Here is a 19,642-nt window from a genome sequence, read left to right on the forward strand (position 1 = left end):
GGTGCGCAGCATCGTAGGCGGCGCCGGGCGTCCGTATCGCGAAACGGTACGTGTAGGGGCCAGCGACCTGCTTAGGGTGCGGTCACCACCGAGCCCCGAGGAGTCGCCGTGACCGTGACCGACGCAGCCCGCACCGCCGCGCCCCTGCCCCCGCTCGCCGCCCGCGCCACCGACGTCGGCGGTTCGCCGGTGCGGGACATCCTGGCGGTCACCGCGCGCCCCGAGGTGATCAACTTCGCCGGGGGCCTGCCCGCGCCGGGCCTCTTCGACCGCGAGGGCATCGCCGCCGCGTACCGCGCCGTCCTCGACGAGACGCCGGAGCGCGCGCTGCAGTACTCCACGACGGAGGGCGAGCCCGCGCTGCGCGCCGCGCTCGCCGCCCGTACGACCGTGCGCGGGCTCGCCACCGACGCGGACGAGGTGCTCGTCACCACCGGCTCGCAGCAGGCGCTGTCGCTGCTCGCCACCGCGCTGATCGAGCCGGGCGACACCGTGCTCGTCGAGAACCCCTGCTACCTGGCGGCCCTTCAGGTCTTCGCCTTCGCGGGCGCCCGCGTCCTGCCCGTGCCCGGCGACGCCGTGGGGCTCGACCCGGAGGCGCTGGACGAGCTCGTCGCCCGAGAGCGGCCCAAACTGCTCTACACGGTCCCCACGTTCCAGAACCCCACCGGCCGCACCCTGCCCGCCGACCGCCGCGCCGCCGTCGCCGCGACCGCCGCCCGGCACGGCGTGTGGCTGATCGAGGACGACCCGTACGGCGAGCTGCGCTTCGAGGGCGAACGGGTGCCGTGGATCGCCTCCTACCCGGGCGCCGAGGACCGCACCGTGCTCCTCGGCAGCTTCTCCAAGGTGATGGCGCCCGGCCTGCGCCTCGGCTGGCTGCGCGCCCCCGAGCTGCTGCTGCGCGCCTGCGCCGTCGCCAAGCAGGCCGCCGACCTGCACACCCCGACCGTCAACCAGCTCGCCGCCGCACGGTACTTGGCGGACGGCGACCTGGACGCGCACGTCGCCCGGGTCGCGTCCGTCTACGGCGAGCGGCGCGACACGATGCTCGCGGGCCTCCCCGACGCCCTGCCCGCCGGCTCCACCTGGTCCCGCCCCGAAGGCGGCATGTTCCTGTGGGTCCGCCTGCCCGAGGAGTACGACGCCACGGCCCTGCTGCCCGAGGTGGTGCGGCACGACGTCGCGTACGTCCCCGGCGCCCCGTTCCACGCCGCGGACCCGGACCGGGCGACGCTCAGGCTCTGCTACGTGACGCAGACCCCCGACGAGATCGCCGAGGGTCTGCGGAGGCTGCGGCGCGGGCTCAACTCGTAAGCCCCGCAGGGCTGTTCAGAGGCGCTCCGGGGTGCGGATGCCCAGGAGCGCCATGCCCTGGTGCAGGGTGCGGGCGGTGAGGTCGCAGAGGAACAGGCGGTTCTCCACCTGCTCCTGCGTCTCGGCCTTGAGCACCGGGCACTGGTCGTAGAACGTCGTGTACAGCGAGGCCAGCTGGTAGAGGTACGCGGCCAGCTTGTGCGGCGCGTACTCCGCCGTGGCCTCCGCGACGAGCTCGCCGAACGCGTCCAGGTGCAGGCCCAACGCCCGCTCCGCCGGGGCGAGTTCGAGCTCCGCGTGGGCGACGGGGCGGGCGCCCTCGGCCTTGCGCAGGATGGACTGGATCCGGGCGTACGCGTACTGCAGGTACACCGACGTGTCGCCGTTCAGGGACACCATCTGGTCCAGGTCGAACTTGTAGTCCCGGTTCGGGGACGTCGACAGGTCCGCGTACTTCACGGCGCCGATGCCGACCTGCTGGGCCCGCTCCTGGATCTCGTCCTCGGTGAGGTCGCGGGCCTTCTCGCGGACGACCTCGGCGGCCCGCTGCACGGCCTCGTCGAGCAGGTCCTCCAGGCGCACCGACGCGCCCTCACGGGTCTTGAACGGCTTGCCGTCCGCACCGAGGACCGTGCCGTACGCCATGTTGTGCGCGGTGACCTCGTCGCCGAGCCAGCCCGCGCGGCGGGCCGTCTCGAAGACCATCTTGAAGTGCAGCGACTGGCGCACGTCCACCACGTACAGCAGCGAGGTGGCGTCCAGGTCCTGCACGCGGTTGCGGATCGCGGTCAGGTCGGAGGCCGCGTACCCGAAGCCGCCGTCGGCCTTCTGCACGATCAGCGGGACCGGCTGGTCGTCCTTGCCCTTGATGTCGTCGAAGAACACCACGAGCGCGCCCTCGGAGCGGACGGCCACGCCCATCTCCTCCAGGAGCCGGGCGGTCTCGGGCATGCCGTCGTTGTACGCGGACTCGCCGACGATCTCGTCGTCCCGGATCTCCATGTCCAGCTTCTCGAAGACCGAGTAGAAGTAGACCTTCGACTCGTCCACGAACCGCTGCCAGAGGTCGAGCGTCTCCTTGTCCCCGGACTGCAGGGCGACGACCCGCTTGCGGGCCCGCTCCTTGAACTCCTCGTCCGCGTCGAACACGGCACGCGAGGCCTTGTAGACCCGGTTCAGGTTCGACATGGCCTGCTCGCCGTCGACCTCGTCGGCCGGGGCCAGCGCGTCCGGGTGCTCGATCAGGTACTGGATCAGCATGCCGAACTGGGTGCCCCAGTCGCCGATGTGGTGGCGGCCGATCGTCTTCTCGCCGGTGAAGTCGAGCATGCCGCGCAGCGCGTCGCCGATGACCGCCGAGCGCAGGTGGCCGACGTGCATCTCCTTCGCGACGTTCGGCTGCGCGTAGTCGATGACCGTGACGCCCGGGTTCTCCTTCAGCGGCACGCCGAGCCGGTCGCCGTCGGCGGCGCGGGCGGCGAGCGTCTCGATGATCGCGCGGTCGGCGACCGTGATGTTCAGGAAGCCGGGGCCGGAGACCTCGACGTCCTTCAGCAGGTCGCCCGCGTCCAGCGCGTCCGTGACCTTCCCGGCCAGCTCGCGCGGGTTCCCCTTGACCTTCTTGGCCAGGGCGAGGATGCCGTTGGCCTGGAAGTCGGCCCGGTCGCTTCGTCGCAGCAGGGGGTCGCCGGCGGTCTCGGGCAGAGCGGCCGCGAGGGCGTCGGTGAGGCGCTTGCTGACGTTCGAAGCGATCGAGGTGACCGGTGCCATGGGTATGGGCTGCCGTTCTGGTCGGGGTCGGATTGCTGAGCCCGGCCAGTATCCCACGGGGCCGCAAAGGGGTTTTGTGGGTTGCGTCGCCGGGTGCAGGTCTCGCCCGGGAGATGCCGCACGCAGTGCGCATCTCAGGGGCGCGGGGAACTGCGCGAGGACGGACCACTGGCCGCAGCCGCCCGACCGCCCCGGCCACCCCACTGATAAGGCGTTTTCCCGAAGCACCCAGTAGCTGGGACAATGGGACGGCGGGAGGACCCCGCCCCACACCCCGATCACGGAGAGAAGGACGAACCCACCGTGGCCCAGAGCACCGGAGCGGAGACCCAGGACTGGGTCTCCCGATTCGCGGACGATGTCATCGCCGAGTCGGAACGTCGCGCCCCGGGCAAACCCGTCGTGGTCGCGTCCGGCCTCTCCCCGTCCGGCCCCATCCACCTGGGCAACCTGCGCGAGGTCATGACCCCGCACCTGGTCGCCGACGAGATCCGCCGCCGCGGGTACGAGGTGCGCCACGTCCTGTCCTGGGACGACTACGACCGGTACCGCAAGGTCCCGGCCGGCGTCGCGGGCATCGACGAGTCCTGGGCCGAGCACATCGGCAAGCCCCTGACGTCCGTCCCCGCCCCGGCCGGCTCCGCGTACCCGAACTGGGCGGAGCACTTCAAGGCCGCCATGGTGGACGCCCTGGCGCAGCTCGGCGTGGAGTACGACGGCATCAGCCAGACCGAGCAGTACACCTCGGGCGTCTACCGCGAGCAGGTCCTGTTCGCGATGAAGCACCGCGGCGACATCGACGCGGTCCTCGCGCAGTACCGCACGAAGCCCAAGGCGCAGAAGAAGTCCCAGAAGCCGGTCGACGAGGCCGAGTTGGAGGCCGCCGAGGGCTCCGGCGCCGCCGGCGAGGACGACGGCTCCGGCTCCGGCGCGGAGTACTTCCCGTACAAGCCGTACTGCGGCAACTGCGAGAAGGACCTGACGACGGTCACCGCGTACGACGACGACACCACCGAGCTCACCTACGTCTGCCAGTGCGGCCACACCGAGACGGTCCGGCTCTCCGAGTACGACCGCGGCAAGCTGGTGTGGAAGGTCGACTGGCCGATGCGCTGGGCGTACGAGGGCGTGATCTTCGAGCCGTCCGGCGTGGACCACTCCTCGCCCGGCTCGTCGTTCCAGGTCGGCGGGCAGATCGTCGGGATCTTCGGCGGCAAGCAGCCGATCGGCCCGATGTACGCGTTCGTCGGCATCTCCGGCATGGCCAAGATGTCGTCCAGCAAGGGCGGCGTCCCCACCCCCGGTGACGCGCTGCAGATCATGGAGCCCCAGCTGCTCCGCTGGCTGTACGCCCGCCGCAAGCCCAACCAGTCCTTCAAGATCGCCTTCGACCAGGAGATCCAGCGGCTCTACGACGAGTGGGACAAGCTGGAGGCCAAGGTCGCCGACGGCACGGTGCTGCCCGCCGACGAATTCGCCTGGTCCCGCGCGGTCCGCACCGCCGAGCGCGAACTGCCGCGCACCCCGCGCCCGCTGCCGTACCGCACGCTCGCCTCGGTCGCCGACATCACCGCCGGCCACGAGGACCAGGCCCTGCGCATCCTCTCCGACCTGGACCCGGCCAACCCGCTGGCGTCCCTCGACGAGGCCCGCCCGCGGTTCGACCGCGCCGAGTCCTGGATCAACACCCAGGTCCCGGCCGACCAGCGCACCATCGTGCGGGACGAGCCGGACGCCGAGCTGCTCGGCTCCCTCGACGACCAGGCCCGCGAATCGCTGCGCCTGCTCCTCGAAGGCCTGGACGAGCACTGGTCCCTGGACGGCCTGACGCACCTCGTGTACGGCGTGCCGAAGGTCCAGGCCGGCTTCTCGGCGGACGCCACCGCCAAGGAGCTGCCGCCGGAGATCAAGGTCGCGCAGCGCACGTTCTTCGCGCTGCTCTACCAGCTGCTCGTCTCCCGCGACACCGGCCCGCGCCTGCCCACGCTGCTGCTCGCGGTCGGCGCGGACCGCGTCCGGAAGCTGCTCGGCGCGTAGGCGTCCCGCATTCGGCACGACGAAGGCCCCCTCCCCGGTCGCGGGAGGGGGCCTTCGCGGTGGCTGCGGCCGGCGACGGTCACGCGGAGTACTCCGCGTCCAGCTCCTCCTGGTAACGGCCGCGGAACTCCCGTACGTACGGGCGCAGCGTCCGCTCGCTGAGCGGGCCGCCGGACTGGCCGGTGACGCCGTACAGGTCGAGCAGATAGGTGCCGAGCTGCCGCGCGTTGGGCATGTCCCCGTACTCGCTGACGTACTTGCGGAACGCCCCGAAGTACGCCTCCTCCCGGCTGATGTCCTCGGGCAGGTCGTACGGAGAGGGGACGAGCTGCGGTTCCTCCTCGACTTCCGCTTCTGCCTCCGGCTCGGGCAGGGGCTCCGGTTCGACCGCCACCTGGGGGGCCTGCTCGGTGCGCGGGCCCGGGACGGTCAGCGGGCGGGTGCGGCCGGGGCCCGCGGGGACGGGGAACTCGGCGTTGTGCTCGTCCTGTTGGGCGTGCTGGGGCTGTTCGGCGTGCTGGGCGTGCTGGGCGTGCTGGGGCTGTTGGGGTTGCTGGGCCTGTTCCGGGTGCTCGTGCTCCGGGTCGTAGTTCGGGTCGTACCCGCCCTCGTACGGGACCTTCTCCGGGGGCGGGGCCTGGAACCACGGGTTGGGGCCGGCCTCGGCGTCGGGGCCTTCGGGGATGAGTTCCGCTTCCGCTTCCCGTTCCGCTTCCGCTTCCCGTTCCGCTTCCGTATCCGGTCCCGCGTCCGCCTCCCGTACGGGCTGTGCCGCGATGGACTGGCGCTGGGCGGGGGCGAGTTGGCGGGGCTCGTGGGCCGCCTGGACCGGCGCCGCCGGAAGCAGGGTCGGCTCGATCCCCGCGGCGGCGAGGCCCGCGGGCGCGGTGTCGGCGAGCGGCACCCCGTACTTGGCGAGGCGCAGCGGCATCAGCGACTCGACGGGGGCCTTGCGGCGCCAGTTGCGGCCGTAGCGGGAGCGCAACCGCGCCTGGTAGACGAGGCGTTCCTGTTCGAGCTTGATGACCTGCTCGTAACTGCGCAGCTCCCACAGCTTCATGCGGCGCCAGAGCAGGAACGTCGGGCCGGGGGAGAGCAGCCAGCGGGTGATGCGGACGCCCTCCATGTGCTTGTCGGCGGTGATGTCCGCGATCCGGCCGATGGCGTGCCGGGCGGCCTCGACCGCGACGACGAACAGCACCGGGATGACCGCGTGCATGCCCACGCCGAGCGGATCGGGCCAGGCGGCCGCGCCGTTGAACGCGATCGTCGCCGCGGTCAGCAGCCACGCCGTCTGCCGCAGCAGCGGGAACGGGATACGGATCCAGGTCAGCAGCAGGTCGAGGGCGAGCAGCACGCAGATGCCCGCGTCGATGCCGATCGGGAAGACGTAACTGAAGTTGCCGAAGCCCTTCTTCAGGGCCAGCTCACGCACGGCCGCGTAGGACCCCGCGAAGCCGATACCGGCGATGACCACCGCACCGGCGATCACGACACCGATGAGTATCCGGTGTGTGCGTGTCAGCTGCATCGCGGCCACCCGCGAACCCCTCCCTGTTCGGCTTGTTGCGTCGCACAGCCTGGCACACGCGGTTGAACGGCCGCCTCCGGGTCATGCGCGAAGCCTCGCGGTCGCTGTGCGCGAAGCCTCGCCGTCGCTGTGCGCGGGGCCCGCTCGGCGTCATGCGCGAAGCCCGGCCACGAGCAGTGACCGGGCTTCGGGGGACGTGCTGACGTCAGTGCTTGGTGCTGGGCTTCTTCGTCGTCTTGCCCGAGTCGCTGTCGTCGCTGTCGCTGTCGCTGTTGCTGTCGTCGCTGCCGGAGCCGGAGCCGGAGCCGCCGCTTCCGGTGCTCGCGTCGTCCGAGCCGCCGGTCTTCGAACCGCTCTTGCCGGAGGACTTGTTGGCGGACTCCACGGCGGCGACGGCCTCCTCGGCCGCCTCCTGGGCGTCCTTCGCCATCTTCTTGGAGTCGGGGTCGCCGGCGCCGGCGAGACCCGCGCCGTTGTAGTCGATGACGACGACGGCGTTCGCGACTCGGGCGACCACGCGGTGGTTCTTGAAGTCGCCCTCCTTCTTCTTCTGGTCGGAGGTGATCAGCGTCGCCTCGTCGCCCACGCCCTCGAGCGTCTTCGTCTCGACGTTCTTGGCGCCGTCGAGCGCCTTGGCTTCCTCGATCTTCTTGGTGAACTGCGTCTGCGCGAGCTTGTCACCGGTGCCGAGGGTGGCGTTGGAGTCGTAGCGCACCAGGCCGAGGTTGAGCCAGCGGAACTGCGAGCCCTTGGTGCCGTTGCTGTCGAGGCCCGTCCAGGAGCAGGAGCCGCGCGTCGACGTGTCCTCGGAGCTGGCCGACTTGCCCGACTTGTCGTCGACCTCGGGCACGAGGTCCTCGATCGTGTCGCCCTTGAGGGCCTTGCAGGCGTCGGGCAGCTTGCTGAACTTGGCCTTCTCGACGGCTGCGGGCTTGTCCTTGCCGCTCGGCGCCGACGAGGACGTGCCCGACTCGCTCTTGCTTCCGCCGTCGCCCTTGCTCGCGTCCGCGTCGGAGGAGCAGGCGGCTGCCGTGAGGATCACCGGCACGGCCGCGCAGGCGGCGAGTATGCGGGTGAATCGCGGTCCTTTTCGGTGCATGGTTCCTTCGCTCATCAGTCGTGCACTCGGTGCCGGTTACGTGCGGCGGCTCCGGTTCCGTGCGGATTCCGCTCGCCCACGGTACGCGGAAGGTGCGTGTGTCGTGAGGGATACGTAAAGGCGACGGGGCTCGACGGGGTGGTTCGGGGGCGAGTGCCGTGCGGGTCAGTCGGCGAACTGCTCGGCCAGCCTGCCCGCCAGTTCCCGGGCCCTGTCCTGCAGTTCCTTGCTGTCCGGCAGCTCCGTGCCGCGCGCCGGCTGCTCGCCGTACTGGACGGTCACGACGACGTTGGACGTGCGGAACACCACAGTCACGGTCCGGTGCCGAACCGTCGAACCGGCCGATGTGAGGCGGTCGTCGACGAACGCCTGGTCGCCCAGGCCGGTCAGGACGCGGGGGAGCAGTTCGTCCGGAACGACCGCTTCGCCCTCGCCGTCCGTGCCGGTGTCGTCGTCCGTGCCGGTGCCGTTGTCGGTGTCTTCGTCGGCGCCGGTGTCCGTGTCGGCGTCCGCGTCCGGGTTCTTGCCGTCGCCGGGCTTGGGGTCGTCCGTCTTGCCGTCGGAGGTCTTGTCGGCGTCGGCCTTCTCCGGGGACTTGGCGTCCTGCGCGGTCTTGTCGCCCGCCTTGTCTGCCTTGTCCGCCTTATCCGTGTCGCCGGTCTTTTCCGGGTCCGTCGACTCGGTGGCGTCGGCGGATCCGGACGCGTCGGTCGAGGGCGAGCCGGAGTCCTCCTCGGCGCCCTCCGTGCCGGGCGACGGCTCGGGCAGGTCGGCGGCCTCCTCCTTCTGCCCGTACACCTCCTCGGCCCGCGCATCGTCGCTGACCGCGCCGTCGTACGACACCACGCGCTCGAAGTCGACGTCGAGGTGGTGCGTGGCGTCCGGGGAGTCGACCTTCCACGAGCAGCCCACGCGCCGGTCCGTGTCGTACGTGGCCGCGGCCGTGCCCTCGTACGCCTTCGTCCGCTGCTCCTGGTCGAGTTGCCGGAGTCCGGGGAGCATGCGGTCGAGCGTGCCGTGCTCGACGGCGCGGCAGGCGTCCGGCAGCGTGCGGTACCGGCCGGGCTCGGCGGTCTGGGTCGCGGAGGCCTCGCCGGGCTTGGCGTCGTCCGTCGGGTCGTCGGTCCCGGCGCCGCCCGAACATGCGGTGAGCAGCACCGCGAGGAGCGCGGCTGCGCCCGGGACGTACCCCTTACGCTGCACGGTCGCGGCTCCCTTCGGCTCGGTTGAGGCCCCGTCGGACCGAAAAATGGTTGCCGCCAGGAGGCGGCCGGTGAACACAATGTCTATCGCAAGCGCAGCCGCGGATGCCGGTCGGGCATCCGATTTGAAGGCTTTGAGCCGGGTTTTTGCGCGCACAGACTTTTCGGCCCCGGCGCACCGACGGACGAGTGGACCCCTCCACGACTCCGCATCGGAGACGGGGATTTCGGGGGATTGAGGTAGCTATGTCTTATGTAGAGGTTCCGGGCGCGAAGGTACCGATCCGGATGTGGACGGACCCGGCGTCCGTCGAGGACGTCGCGCTCCAGCAGCTGCAGAACGTCGCGACGCTCCCGTGGATCAAGGGCCTCGCCGTCATGCCCGACGTCCACTACGGCAAGGGCGCCACCGTCGGCTCCGTGATCGCCATGCACGGCGCGGTCTGCCCGGCTGCGGTCGGCGTGGACATCGGCTGCGGCATGTCCGCGGTCAAGACGTCCCTGACCGCCAACGATCTGCCCGGCGATCTGTCCCGGCTGCGCTCGAAGATCGAGCAGGCCATCCCGGTCGGCCGGGGCATGCACGACGACGCCGTCGACCCGGGCCGGCTGCACGGTTTCCCGACTGCCGGCTGGGGCGACTTCTGGTCGCGGTTCGACGGCATCGCCGATGCCGTGAAGTTCCGCCAGGAGCGGGCCACCAAGCAGATGGGCACGCTCGGCGGCGGCAACCACTTCATCGAGTTCTGCCTCGACGAGTCCGGCTCCGTCTGGCTGATGCTGCACTCCGGCTCGCGGAACATTGGCAAGGAGCTCGCCGAGTACCACATCGGCGTCGCCCAGAAGCTGCCCCACAACCAGGGCCTGGTCGACCGCGACCTCGCCGTCTTCGTCACGGACACCCCGCAGATGGCGGCGTACCGCAACGACCTCTTCTGGGCGCAGGAGTACGCCAAGTACAACCGGGCGATCATGATGGGCCTCTTCCAGGACGTCGTCCGCAAGGAGTTCAAGAAGGCGAAGCCGACCTTCGAACCGGTCATCTCCTGCCAGCAGGAAGATGCCGAAGGTCAGATGAGGACCGTCGAGTACCGCCCTGGTGTCATCAGCTGTCACCACAACTATGTCAGCGAGGAGCGGTACGAGGGGATGGATCTGCTCGTCACGCGTAAGGGAGCGATCCGCGCGGGCTCGGGGGAGTGGGGGATCATCCCCGGCTCCATGGGTACGGAGTCCTACATCGTGCGCGGCCTGGGCAACCCGGCGTCGTTCAACTCGGCCTCGCACGGTGCCGGCCGCCGGATGAGCCGTAACGCGGCCAAGCGGAAGTACTCGGCGAGGGACCTGGAGGAGCAGACGCGGGGCGTGGAGTGCCGTAAGGACTCCGGTGTGGTGGACGAGATCCCCGGTGCGTACAAGCCGATCGGCCAAGTCATCGAGCAGCAGCGGGACTTGGTGCAGGTGGTTGCCAAGCTCAAGCAGGTCATCTGCGTAAAGGGCTGAATTCAGCAATCCACTTGGTCGACGGGGCCCCAGAGCCGTCAGTCTGGGGCCCTCCGCTCGTCGCGAGCAGAGAAGCGGTCGATATCTCGCCGTGAATGGTTCCGAGGCATACTCCGGCATAGATCGCGTTGACCTCGTGCAAAGATCTGGACGCCTGAGCGTAAGAAGCGGATAGTTCCTCGATCAAGTCTTCCGACAGGTCGCTATTTCTCAGTCTGTTTGCGGCGTATTCCTGAGACCTGGAGACGTCGTCGATTCTCTGGGGGTCCAAGCCGTTGCCGTGGAATGTGCCTCACGTTGATGCAGCTCAGCGACCTGTGAGCGAGTCTAGCCATCACGACACCTGTGGTGCTATCGCTCAATCCGGTGGTTCGCTGGACGGCCTGGTGCGATTCTCGGCGGCCGAAGGCCGCCGAGAATCGCCAGGTAGTGACCTGACGACGCAGGCCGTTCTCTGCCCGGTCTAGGCAGTTTCGTTTGGATCAGTCGGTCGTTGGTCCGGGGGTGCCGTTGACTGATGTGGGCGCGGATCGAGCCGTTGCTCCCGGACCGGACGCCGAAACGGGGTGGCCGCTGGCGAGATCATCGTGAGGTGATCGACGCGATCGCCTTCAAGTTCCAGACCGGTACCCAGTGGGTGCACCTGCCGGGGAGTACGGCAACTGGCGCGGCGTCTACAGTCGGCTGCGGATGTGGGCCGTCGACGGCACGTGGGAGCGGGTGTTCGCAGCCCTGGTGGCCCAGGCCGATGTCACGCCCACATCAGGAGTGATGCGAGGGCATGACGATTATCCGGCTCGCTCAAGGACGCCTGACGACGGGGACGGGCAGCGAAACCCGGGGCGGCTTCCGCTCCGTGGTGGGATCAGGTCGTGGTGACGGTTTTGATGATCTCTCTGGCGTGGGCGAGGGCTGCCCGGGATTCGGGGAGTTGTGGCAGGCCGACGAAGACGTGGAAGGCGTCGGGGTAGAGGTTGATCTCGGCGTTGGTGCCGGCGGCCTTGGCCTTGGCGACCATCTTCTTGGCGTCGGGGCACAGGATGTCGCGTTCGCCGTGGAAGACGGAGATCCGGGGCAGGGCACGCAGGCTGTCGTTGAGCGGGCTGAGCCAGGGGTGTTGCAGGGGGCGGTCGCCGGCCCAGCGGCTCATGGCCCATCGCGCTCCTTCGCTGCCGACCATGGGGTCTCGCGGCTCGATGGCTGGGATGTCGGGGTTGGTCAGGGTCGCGTCTGCACAGGGTGAGAACAGCAGGACCGCGTCGGGAAGAGGACGGTGTTCGTCCCGGGCGCGGATGGTGAGGGCCATTGCGAGGGCGCCGCCGGCTGAATCGCCCGCGGTGATCACCGGCAACCCGGATTCGGTCAGGCTGTCGTAGAGCTTGTGGAGCTTGGGGTAGGTCTCGTCGCCGGTGTGCTCGGGTGCGAGCGCGTACAGAGGGACCGTCATGCGCAGTGGGGTGGTCAGCCCCAGGTTTCCGATGATGTGCCAGTGCGGTGTGACCAGCGGGTGCACGTACGCGCCGCCGTGCGTATAGAGCAGCTCCCCCACAGGGGGAACACCCTTCGGGGTGAGCGTGATGACCGGCATGCCGTCGATGCTGCTTTGGCGGACGTCGTACGCCCTAAGGAGTGTGCGCGGCACCTTGGCGTTGGGGCGATCACGGTCGACCTCCGCGGCGATCGCATCGGCCGAGGCGAGAGGCTTCGGCCGCAGCCGTAGGGCCTGCACCAGCGCTTTCATTACCAGAGACACCGTGGCTCCTTCTCATTCACGGGCTTACACCTGAACAGGTCATTTACTACATGCAATGCGAGGCACCCGCCTCACGGGCGGACCGACAACAGCCACTGAGCTGAGTGGAGGCGCTGTTGTTCACTGGCCGGTGGTGAGGCCAAGAACGATGCCGCGGACGACGGCTTCGCGGACGGCTTCGGGGTCGTCGTGGAGCGGCGACTGAGTCATCGCGCCGACGTGCGCGGTGATGACGGCCCGGGTGAAGTCTTCCGGGGAGTCCAGCGGTCGACGGCCGGTGAGCTCCAGGGCCTGCATCAGCAGCGGCTGGAGGTGCCGGCGGAGCTGCTCGGCGTGCTCGCGCAGTATGGCCGCGACCTCTGGCCGGTGCTGGGCCTGAGCCGCGAAGCTGGTGCGGATCGCGACCCACTGCGGGTCCATCGGCAGCGCCCGCAACGCCGTGGCCACGACGGACTCCAGGGAACGGTAGGCCTGCTCAGCGGGCGGCGCGTCGGCGGCCAGCGCCTCCAGTCGCTGCTGAACCTCGGCGTTGCGCTGTTCGTACAGGGCGAAGAAGACGTCGTCGACGGTCTTGAAGTTGGAGTAGAAAGCGCCGCGGGTGAACCCGGCGCGCTCACAGATCGCCCCGATGCTGACGTTGGTAGTGCCGTGCTCGGCGAACAGGTCGGCGGCCGCGGCGATCAGCTGCGCGCGGGTCGCCTTGCGCTGGCGGGGCGGTCGGGCGGACGCGGAGGCGGTCGGGTGATTCATCGGGCCATCCTCTCCGTCGGCGGCTGCGAGCCTGGCTCCTGACTGAGGGGCGAGCCGCTGTTCAGGTAGTTGTGCACAGAGGTGACCGGGCTGAGGGTCAGGTCGGTGAGGATGTGGCTGGCGGAGACGACCTCGAGCACCGGCAGATCGGCCAGGGGGGCCATGACGTGCTCGAACAGCTGCAAGCGGGCGGGCCCGGTCCAGGCTTCCTTGACCACGATGTCGGTGATTTCGGTGCGGACCAGGTCCGAGGCGCGCAATTGCCCGGTGAACACGTTGGGCACCTGCTTGAGCGCGAAGGTGGGCACGGTGATCTGCGCCCGGGCCGCGTCGAGGTCGAGGGGCTGCCACTTGTAGGGCATGGTCGCGGTGGCCACCCGCTGGCCGCCGCGGTCCAGGGTGCCGACCAGCGCACCGGTGTCGGTGAACAGTGCCGGGCTGCCGGCCACCTTGGGGTAGGCGCTCAGCTCGCGGCCCGCGGCCGTGGCGGCGAAGCTGTCCAGATACATGGCGTGCAGGTACTCGCCCACCTCGCCGTCGAACTCCACGGCGATCGCCTGGCCGCACTCCAGGTAGGGGCCGTAGCCCTCGACGTCACCCATTTTCATCACTTCGAACCGCACCAACGGCTCGGGCACGTCCAGCGGCTCGGGCACCACCGCGCGCAGGACATCGGGGTCGGTGCGGTAGACGATGTTGAAGTACTCCCGGTCGGTGAACCGGGTCGCCCGCACCGGATAGACCGGCACCCCCAGCGGCGTGAGCGCCTGACGCGCCACCTCTGACTCGCGCACTGCTCCACTCTCCTTGCGATACAAAACGTATTGAGTACAGTTTGCATCGAGTTCGGGTGTCCGGCAACCGGCCGGACCGACCGTGCGCAAAGGAGTCCCGTGATGACCCACACTTCTGACACTTCTCGTCAGCTCGCCGCCCGCCCGGTCGCGGTGATCGGCGCAGGCACCCTCGGTCGCCGCATCGCGATGATGTTCGCCTCCGACGGTGGGCCGGTGCGCCTGTACGACCTGTCCGCCGACGTCCGGACCGCGGCCCTGGACTACGTCGCGGCGGAACTGCCTCGGGTGGTCGCCGCCCGGCCCGGCGCCACCGAGGGCCGGGTGGTCGGCGTCGACACCCTGGAAGCCGCGCTGGACGACGCGTGGCTGGTCATCGAGGCGGTGCCCGAGCGGCTCGACCTCAAGCGCACCCTGTTCGCCGAGCTGGACCGGATCGCCCCGGCCGACACCATCCTGGCCAGCAACTCCTCCTCCTACGCCTCCCGGCTGTTCGTCGACCGGGTGGAGCACAAGGAGCGGGTGCTGAACATGCACTTCTACATGCCGCCGGCGCAGAACGCGGTCGACCTGATGAGCGACGGGGCCACCGACCCCGCGATCATCGAGCGGCTCAAGAACGAGCTGCCGCGCTATGGAGTGCACCCCTTCGAGGCCCGCCGGGAAAGCACCGGCTTCATCTTCAACCGCGTCTGGGCCGCGATCAAGCGCGAAGCGCTGGAGGTTGTGGCCGAAGGCGTGACCACGCCGGCGGAATTCGACGCGATGTTCCAGGTGAACACCGGCGCAAAGCTCGGGGTGTTCCGGATGATGGACCAGGTCGGCCTGGACGTCGTCCTCGACATCGAAAACCACTACGCCGCGGAGAATCCGCACCTGCCCGAAGGCCCTCGCCGACTGCTGCACGAGTACGTCGACACCGGCCGCCTCGGCGTAAAGACCGGCCGCGGCTTCTACGACGACTACGCCACCGCAGCGAACGACGCCTGACGCACCGCCCGGATCACGTCGGGCCTCACTACTCGCATCCGCCGGCCTACTCGCCGCCGACGGAGACGCGGGAGATGTCGAGGCCATGTTCGACGCCGTTGTCCTGCAGCCACTGGGCGACGGCGTAGTTCTGCTCGACCTGCGTGGTGGGCCCCTTCTCGGACGCCCAGTCGTAGACCGAGGAGACGTCGGCGGCACCGGCCCCAACGGTGAGCTCCCGGAAGAGGCGGTCGTGAGTCTTGTCGTCGCCGAAGACCCACCCAGCGCCGTGGATGCAGAAGCCCACGGGCCGCGGATCCGTGGCGCCCTTGGGCTCGATGATGCGGGTACGACGGTGCCCCACTCGCCAGCGTCGACGTCGCCCCACTCCTCGTCGGCGCTCGACGCCCTGTCCGGTCTGGAACTTGTAGGCGATCGCGTCGATCACTTCACGATGCTCTCGCCAGCGGCCACCCCGCTTCGGCATCCGGTCCGGGAGCAACGGCTCCATCCGCGCCCACTGCGCATCAGCCAACGGCACACCCGGACAAACCGACTGATCCAAACGAAACTACCTAGTGGTCACGGGCGATGGTTGAGGGCCCTGGTCAGCTCCCGGTTTGCGGCTCGGGCGGCCTCCAACTCTTCGGTGCGTTCGTCGAGTTCACCCTGCTTGTCGGCAACTTCCTGTTCGAGGAGGGCAATGCGACGCTGGAGCTGGTCGATGTCGACGGGTGCTCCGAGACCGGACTCGGCCCAGATAGCGTCCCCGAGCTGCGAGGACAGCCTCTCTTCAAGCTGCCGGACCCGTGCTGCGAGGCGCTTGTTTCGTTCCAAGGCATTCGCCAGGTCGGCCTGAAGCGAGACCCGGCTGACTGCGGCGACGCGACCGTCCTGAACTGGAGTGCTCGCCGCGGTATGAACGCGTTCGAGCAGGTCGCGGTGGCGATAGAGGAAGGTGCGGTCGACTCCAGCGGCTCTGGCGAGGCCGGAGACGGTGATGTCCCCGCCATGCTTGGTCGCGGCCTCGATGGCCTTGAGGACGCGCTCGCGACGGCGGGCCGAGTCTGCGCGCTTGCCTTCGATCATGGGATTGCTCATCCAGCCGGCCTTTCTGGGCGGAGGTCCTGGGGCGGGCCGATGCGGGGCAGCCCCAGTGAGACAACGCGGCGGGTGCGTCGGACCACGGTGACGGCCTCCTTGATCTGGATCCGGTCCTCTTCGGTGAGATCACCAAGGTCCTCGCGGACGCGTTTCACCAGGTAGCGGACTCGGGTGATCTCTTCGTCGGAGGGCATGGCCTCGGCCTTCGCCCATGCGTCAGCAGCGAACGCCGCCAGACGTTCACGGCTGTGCAGGAGGTCGGCGAGGTATGCCTCCAGGTCAGGAAGGTAGGAGATGTCGGTGCGGAAGTGCTCGCAGCCGACGCAGCGGAACCTGGCGGGGCAGTCGTGTCCGCCCGCGGCAACGTTGGTGGGCTCGGTGCAGAGCCCGTAGGGGACCTGGACCTCCCCGACAACTCGGCGGGTGTGCTCGGAATCGAGGAGGGTCTGTGCCTTTCGCCAGACACGATTGCCGTGCCGGTCGAACTGCATCGCAGTGACCCGGTCCACCGCTTCACGCTTGCGTTTCTCACCAACTCGGTAGTAACGCTGAGTGGTTGAGAGTTGCCGGTGATCCATGAGGGACTGCAGGGCGTCGGCGGCGACACCGGCATCGGCGTGTCGCTGAGCGTAGGTGTGCCGGTAGGCGTAAGGGAAGATCTTGGCCTTGTCGAACGGCAGCATCTTGGTGACTTGCCGGCCTTCGACCGTGACCACCGTGGGGACGAGGAACTCGGGCAGTGAGTCCACCCAGGCCCGGTGACGGACAGAGAGCCACTCCGCCGTGATGGGCTTGGTGCCTGTTGTGTTCGCCAGGGCGGTCGGCAGCAGCTTGAGCGAGTCGGCCGGGGTGTTGGCAAACCGCGCCCTCACGCGCTCCTGCTGGACCGTGATCAGGGCGCCGGTCTCACCGCTGATGGGCAGGCGGCGGGCCTTCCGCGCCGACTTGTGGTTGTCGTAGATCAATGTCAGATTGCCGTCGTCGTCTCGCTCCAGGCAGTCATGAGGGAGCTTGCAGATCTCCGACGGCCGGCGGCCCGTGTCGATGATCAGCTCGATGGCCGTGCGGATCTCCGGGGCTCCCCTGGCGTCGAGGCCGTCGAGGTGCTGGCAGAGCTGCCTCATCACTTCGACCGGAAGGTCCTTGCCGGCTTCCCTGTCCTCGACGTCGTCCGGAACGTCCTCGGCCCCAGGACAAACGTCTCGCAGAGCCCGTGGAGTGGTTGATCTGGCCTGGCCAGCCCAAGGGTCCGCATCCGATTCAGCAACCGCCGGACGTATCGGACCATCCGGACGTGCTGGTAGGCACTGATCGTGTCCTGCTCATTCAGGAACCGCAGGCGGGTCAGGAAGACCGTGATGTCGTCCCGAGCGACAGCGCGGACGTCGACTCCCTGGTCCGGCCGATTCAGCCGCAGACTGTCCGAGAGCTGAACGATGGCGTTGATGTGCGACTGGATGGTCTGCTTGCTCTTGCCCCGGCGCTTGGGAATGTCGTCCAGAGCCCACGCTTTGGTCGCCTCCCGAAGCCAGGACTGAGTGATCTTGTCGAAGTAGAGACTGCCGGTGAGGCCGAAGGCATAGCCGGACCAGATGTCCTTGTGACGCTCGGTCTCAGGGGACAGGCCGAACCGACTGAGGTGCTTGAGAAAGCCGGAGGCGATGTGCCTGGTGTGCCGGCTGAAGGAGCCGGCATCGACCTCGGTGAGGGTGGCGATCTGCTGCGACCGAGCCTGATCACAGAACGGCCGCAGCAGGTAATCCTTCTGCATCACGCCCTCGCGGACACGTTCCTGCAGCCCGTAAAGGATCTCGTTCACCACCCGGTCGGGCAGTCCGCGCAGGCTGACCACGCCATGCTGCGGGATTCCGTTCGTGGTGCGGCGCCAGTGATCCTCGTCGCCGAGAGTCCCTTGCCGGATCGCGTTCCGGCGTCGCTGGGCGTGAGCAGGGCAGTAGCCCGTCGGGCTCTGCCGCTGGCGGTGACACGCCGCGACGTGGCAGATCCCGAACCCCTCCAGCGGGACGACATCGGGATGCCGTACGAACTCCTCGACGGAGATCTTGTAGACGCGTCTCTGCTGATACTGGTGAGAAGAGCAGAGCGGCTTGGCCAGGCCGGTGCTGGGCCTGGCGCACTGAGGAACCCCGCAGATGACTTCGCCGATGGCCCGCCAGTACCGCTTCGCGGTTCCCGTGAACTCCTCGATGCTCTGGCCGCTCGTCTCCCACCGCCGCATGCAGCCGACACAAAGACCCTGCTGGAACGCGTAGTAGACCATCTTGCTGCAGCCCTCGATCAAACACGCCGGGGCACTGAACTGCGGATGGTCACGCGGAATGAACAGCAGCCTCACCTGAGGGTCCCAGCCCATGAGCTGGAGAAACTCCGGGCTGATGGCCTCGACCAGAGGGTCGACGGACTCAAGCGCCGGGACGGCGGCGATCGCGCTGATCGTCACTGGTCCTCGCCCCCGAACTGCAGACGAGGAGAAGGAACGCGCTCGACGGCCTCCCGGAGCCGGGTGCGGCTGGGGTGCAGATATGGCCTGGACGAGTGCGGGTTCTTCTGCCCGAGCAGGGCCTGGACCTCATCCAGGCTGCCGCCCGCGTCCGCGACGTTGCTGGCCATCGCATGCCGACACATCCGCGGCGTGATCATCCGGCCCAGGTCGGCGCGACGGGACAGCGACTCGCATAGCTCGCCGATCGCGTCCGTGGTCACCGGTTTGCCGTAGGGCGGGCGGAAGAGGTTGACCAGCAGGAAGTCGCTGTCGCAGGAGGGAAGTCGCTCAAAGCGCTCCAGGGCGTACTGGTCGAATGCCTGCACCACGAGGAAGTCCACCGGCATTACCCATGTCTTCTTCGACTTCGACCAGGCGCCGTTCTCGTTCTGTCGCCGGGCGACGTGAACGTGGGCGCCGTCGAGATCACAGCCCAGCGACCGGGAGTCCATCATCAGATGGCAGTCACTGCGGCGCAGTCCCGCAACCTGCCCCGGGCGCAGACCGACCCGGGAGAGCAAGAGCAGTGTCAGCCGATCGCGTGCTGATCGACAGGCCAGGAACATCGCGACGACCTCTTCGTCGCTGGAGCGGTCGATGTCCGTCTCCGGCTCCTGGACCCGATGGCGAGCCCGAAGCCGCACCTTCATGCCGCCGTTCTCGCCCTGAGCCTGGTCGGGCAGGTCGCGGGTGTCGCCGACCTCGTAAATCTGCTCCAGCACCCAGGCCGGCACCAACTTGTTCGTGACGCCGTAGAACAGGAACATCCTCACCGCGGTCAGGACCTTGTTGACGCGGATCTCACCCCGGACAGGCTTCACTCCCGGCCCCGGCGTGACGACCGGAGCATTACTTCCGTGCCCTGGCGTCCACTTCAGCCAGAGCATGAACAGCCCGAACTCCCGTGCCGCAGCCCTCCAGTCCCTCCCGGTGATCAGACACCACCGCAGGAACAGCGCGATTCCCTCGGCATACGCCTTGGATGTCGTCTCGGCCCTCCCCCTCGACAGCCGGAGCTCACGCAGGAACTGATCAGCCTCTTTGACCACCTCGAAGTTCTCGTCGATCACGGTCCAGTACCGGGTGCCCGACGGCAGCACCACCCGAAATGCCCGCACTCTCACTTCTGCCTCCACGGCCTGATCGCAACGATCTGCCGCAGAGCCACACCCCCTGAGACCCGTTGCACAACCTCCAACGAAGAGGGCTGTGCAACGTCACACCACTAGGTACGAACCCCCAGAGAACGTCTGATATCTCGATCGCCTCGAAGTCGTCGGGAACGGAGAAGGCCACCCGGGTCGGTGTTG

The 19,642-nt window shown here is 68.8% G+C and carries 16 protein-coding genes and 1 pseudogene; 5 read left to right on the top strand and 12 right to left on the bottom strand.

The genetic code is table 11. The annotated features are described in order from the left end of the window. The first annotated feature begins 108 nt into the window (after nucleotides 1–108). Nucleotides 109–1,317 (top strand): PLP-dependent aminotransferase family protein, encoded by a 1,209-nt coding sequence (locus tag ACIDOF_RS13730; RefSeq protein WP_409006119.1) that lies wholly within the window; start codon nucleotides 109–111, stop codon nucleotides 1,315–1,317. A gap of 15 nt (nucleotides 1,318–1,332) precedes the next feature. Here the strand turns inward: ACIDOF_RS13730 and argS are convergent, their stop codons facing one another. Further along, on the bottom strand, nucleotides 1,333–3,087 hold the full coding sequence (gene argS, locus ACIDOF_RS13735) for an arginine--tRNA ligase (protein WP_409006120.1): 1,755 nt from the start codon (nucleotides 3,085–3,087) through the stop codon (nucleotides 1,333–1,335). A gap of 243 nt (nucleotides 3,088–3,330) precedes the next feature. Here argS and lysS point away from each other — a divergent pair, with 243 nt between their 5' ends. Next, complete coding sequence (gene lysS / locus ACIDOF_RS13740) at nucleotides 3,331–5,124, top strand: lysine--tRNA ligase (protein ID WP_409006121.1); 1,794 nt, start codon at nucleotides 3,331–3,333, stop codon at nucleotides 5,122–5,124. Nucleotides 5,125–5,203: 79 nt separating this feature from the next. Here lysS and ACIDOF_RS13745 read toward each other — a convergent pair whose 3' ends face one another. From ACIDOF_RS13745 to ACIDOF_RS13755, 3 genes are all read right to left on the bottom strand, one after another. After that, nucleotides 5,204–6,655, bottom strand: a complete 1,452-nt coding sequence (locus ACIDOF_RS13745; RefSeq protein WP_409006122.1) for a DUF2637 domain-containing protein — start codon at nucleotides 6,653–6,655, stop codon at nucleotides 5,204–5,206. A 205-nt stretch (nucleotides 6,656–6,860) separates the two neighbouring features. Further along, the gene (locus ACIDOF_RS13750; RefSeq protein WP_409006123.1) at nucleotides 6,861–7,754 is read right to left on the bottom strand and encodes a DUF3558 domain-containing protein; all 894 of its coding nucleotides are present in this window, start codon (nucleotides 7,752–7,754) and stop codon (nucleotides 6,861–6,863) included. Nucleotides 7,755–7,919: 165 nt separating this feature from the next. Continuing rightward, nucleotides 7,920–8,957: a DUF3558 domain-containing protein gene (locus ACIDOF_RS13755; RefSeq protein WP_409006124.1), complete on the bottom strand. Its 1,038-nt coding sequence runs from the start codon at nucleotides 8,955–8,957 to the stop codon at nucleotides 7,920–7,922. A gap of 245 nt (nucleotides 8,958–9,202) precedes the next feature. Between ACIDOF_RS13755 and ACIDOF_RS13760 the strand changes: the two genes are divergently transcribed. Continuing rightward, the gene (locus ACIDOF_RS13760) at nucleotides 9,203–10,459 is read left to right on the top strand and encodes an RtcB family protein (protein WP_409006125.1); all 1,257 of its coding nucleotides are present in this window, start codon (nucleotides 9,203–9,205) and stop codon (nucleotides 10,457–10,459) included. Nucleotides 10,460–10,976: 517 nt separating this feature from the next. Then, entirely contained in the window at nucleotides 10,977–11,231 is a 255-nt protein-coding gene (locus ACIDOF_RS13765) for a transposase (protein ID WP_409006126.1), read from the top strand. A 93-nt stretch (nucleotides 11,232–11,324) separates the two neighbouring features. Here ACIDOF_RS13765 and ACIDOF_RS13770 read toward each other — a convergent pair whose 3' ends face one another. The 3 genes from ACIDOF_RS13770 to ACIDOF_RS13780 all read right to left on the bottom strand — a co-directional run bounded on the left by ACIDOF_RS13770 (nucleotide 11,325) and on the right by ACIDOF_RS13780 (nucleotide 13,756). Then, a complete protein-coding gene (locus ACIDOF_RS13770; protein WP_409006127.1) occupies nucleotides 11,325–12,212 on the bottom strand; it encodes an alpha/beta hydrolase fold domain-containing protein in 888 nt (295 codons plus the stop codon). A 120-nt stretch (nucleotides 12,213–12,332) separates the two neighbouring features. After that, complete coding sequence (locus ACIDOF_RS13775; protein ID WP_409006128.1) at nucleotides 12,333–12,962, bottom strand: TetR/AcrR family transcriptional regulator; 630 nt, start codon at nucleotides 12,960–12,962, stop codon at nucleotides 12,333–12,335. Next, a complete protein-coding gene (locus tag ACIDOF_RS13780) occupies nucleotides 12,959–13,756 on the bottom strand; it encodes an acetoacetate decarboxylase (RefSeq protein ID WP_409006129.1) in 798 nt (265 codons plus the stop codon). The genes ACIDOF_RS13775 and ACIDOF_RS13780 overlap by 4 nt, the downstream gene beginning before the upstream one ends. Before the next feature lie 102 nt (nucleotides 13,757–13,858). Between ACIDOF_RS13780 and ACIDOF_RS13785 the strand changes: the two genes are divergently transcribed. After that, nucleotides 13,859–14,746 carry a 3-hydroxyacyl-CoA dehydrogenase family protein gene (locus tag ACIDOF_RS13785; protein WP_409006130.1) on the top strand — a complete coding sequence of 296 codons (888 nt, stop codon included), beginning with the start codon at nucleotides 13,859–13,861 and terminating at the stop codon, nucleotides 14,744–14,746. Between the two features lie 49 nt (nucleotides 14,747–14,795). Here ACIDOF_RS13785 and ACIDOF_RS13790 read toward each other — a convergent pair. The 5 genes and pseudogenes from ACIDOF_RS13790 to ACIDOF_RS13810 form a co-directional block, all read right to left on the bottom strand. After that, nucleotides 14,796–15,121, bottom strand: a pseudogene (locus ACIDOF_RS13790) (alpha/beta hydrolase); the annotation flags it as partial. Between the two features lie 186 nt (nucleotides 15,122–15,307). Then, nucleotides 15,308–15,814: a DUF6262 family protein gene (locus tag ACIDOF_RS13795; RefSeq protein ID WP_409006131.1), complete on the bottom strand. Its 507-nt coding sequence runs from the start codon at nucleotides 15,812–15,814 to the stop codon at nucleotides 15,308–15,310. An 8-nt stretch (nucleotides 15,815–15,822) separates the two neighbouring features. Further along, nucleotides 15,823–16,953, bottom strand: a complete 1,131-nt coding sequence (locus ACIDOF_RS13800; RefSeq protein WP_409006132.1) for a tyrosine-type recombinase/integrase — start codon at nucleotides 16,951–16,953, stop codon at nucleotides 15,823–15,825. Next, the gene (locus ACIDOF_RS13805) at nucleotides 16,953–18,290 is read right to left on the bottom strand and encodes a hypothetical protein (protein ID WP_409006133.1); all 1,338 of its coding nucleotides are present in this window, start codon (nucleotides 18,288–18,290) and stop codon (nucleotides 16,953–16,955) included. The genes ACIDOF_RS13800 and ACIDOF_RS13805 overlap by 1 nt, the downstream gene beginning before the upstream one ends. Next, nucleotides 18,287–19,468: a tyrosine-type recombinase/integrase gene (locus ACIDOF_RS13810; protein ID WP_409006134.1), complete on the bottom strand. Its 1,182-nt coding sequence runs from the start codon at nucleotides 19,466–19,468 to the stop codon at nucleotides 18,287–18,289. Before ACIDOF_RS13810 ends, ACIDOF_RS13805 begins: the two co-directional genes overlap by 4 nt. Nucleotides 19,469–19,642: the final 174 nt, after the last annotated feature.

Origin of the sequence: Streptomyces sp. Da 82-17, assembly GCF_046098215.1 — a bacterium.
Lineage (GTDB): Bacteria > Actinomycetota > Actinomycetes > Streptomycetales > Streptomycetaceae > Streptomyces.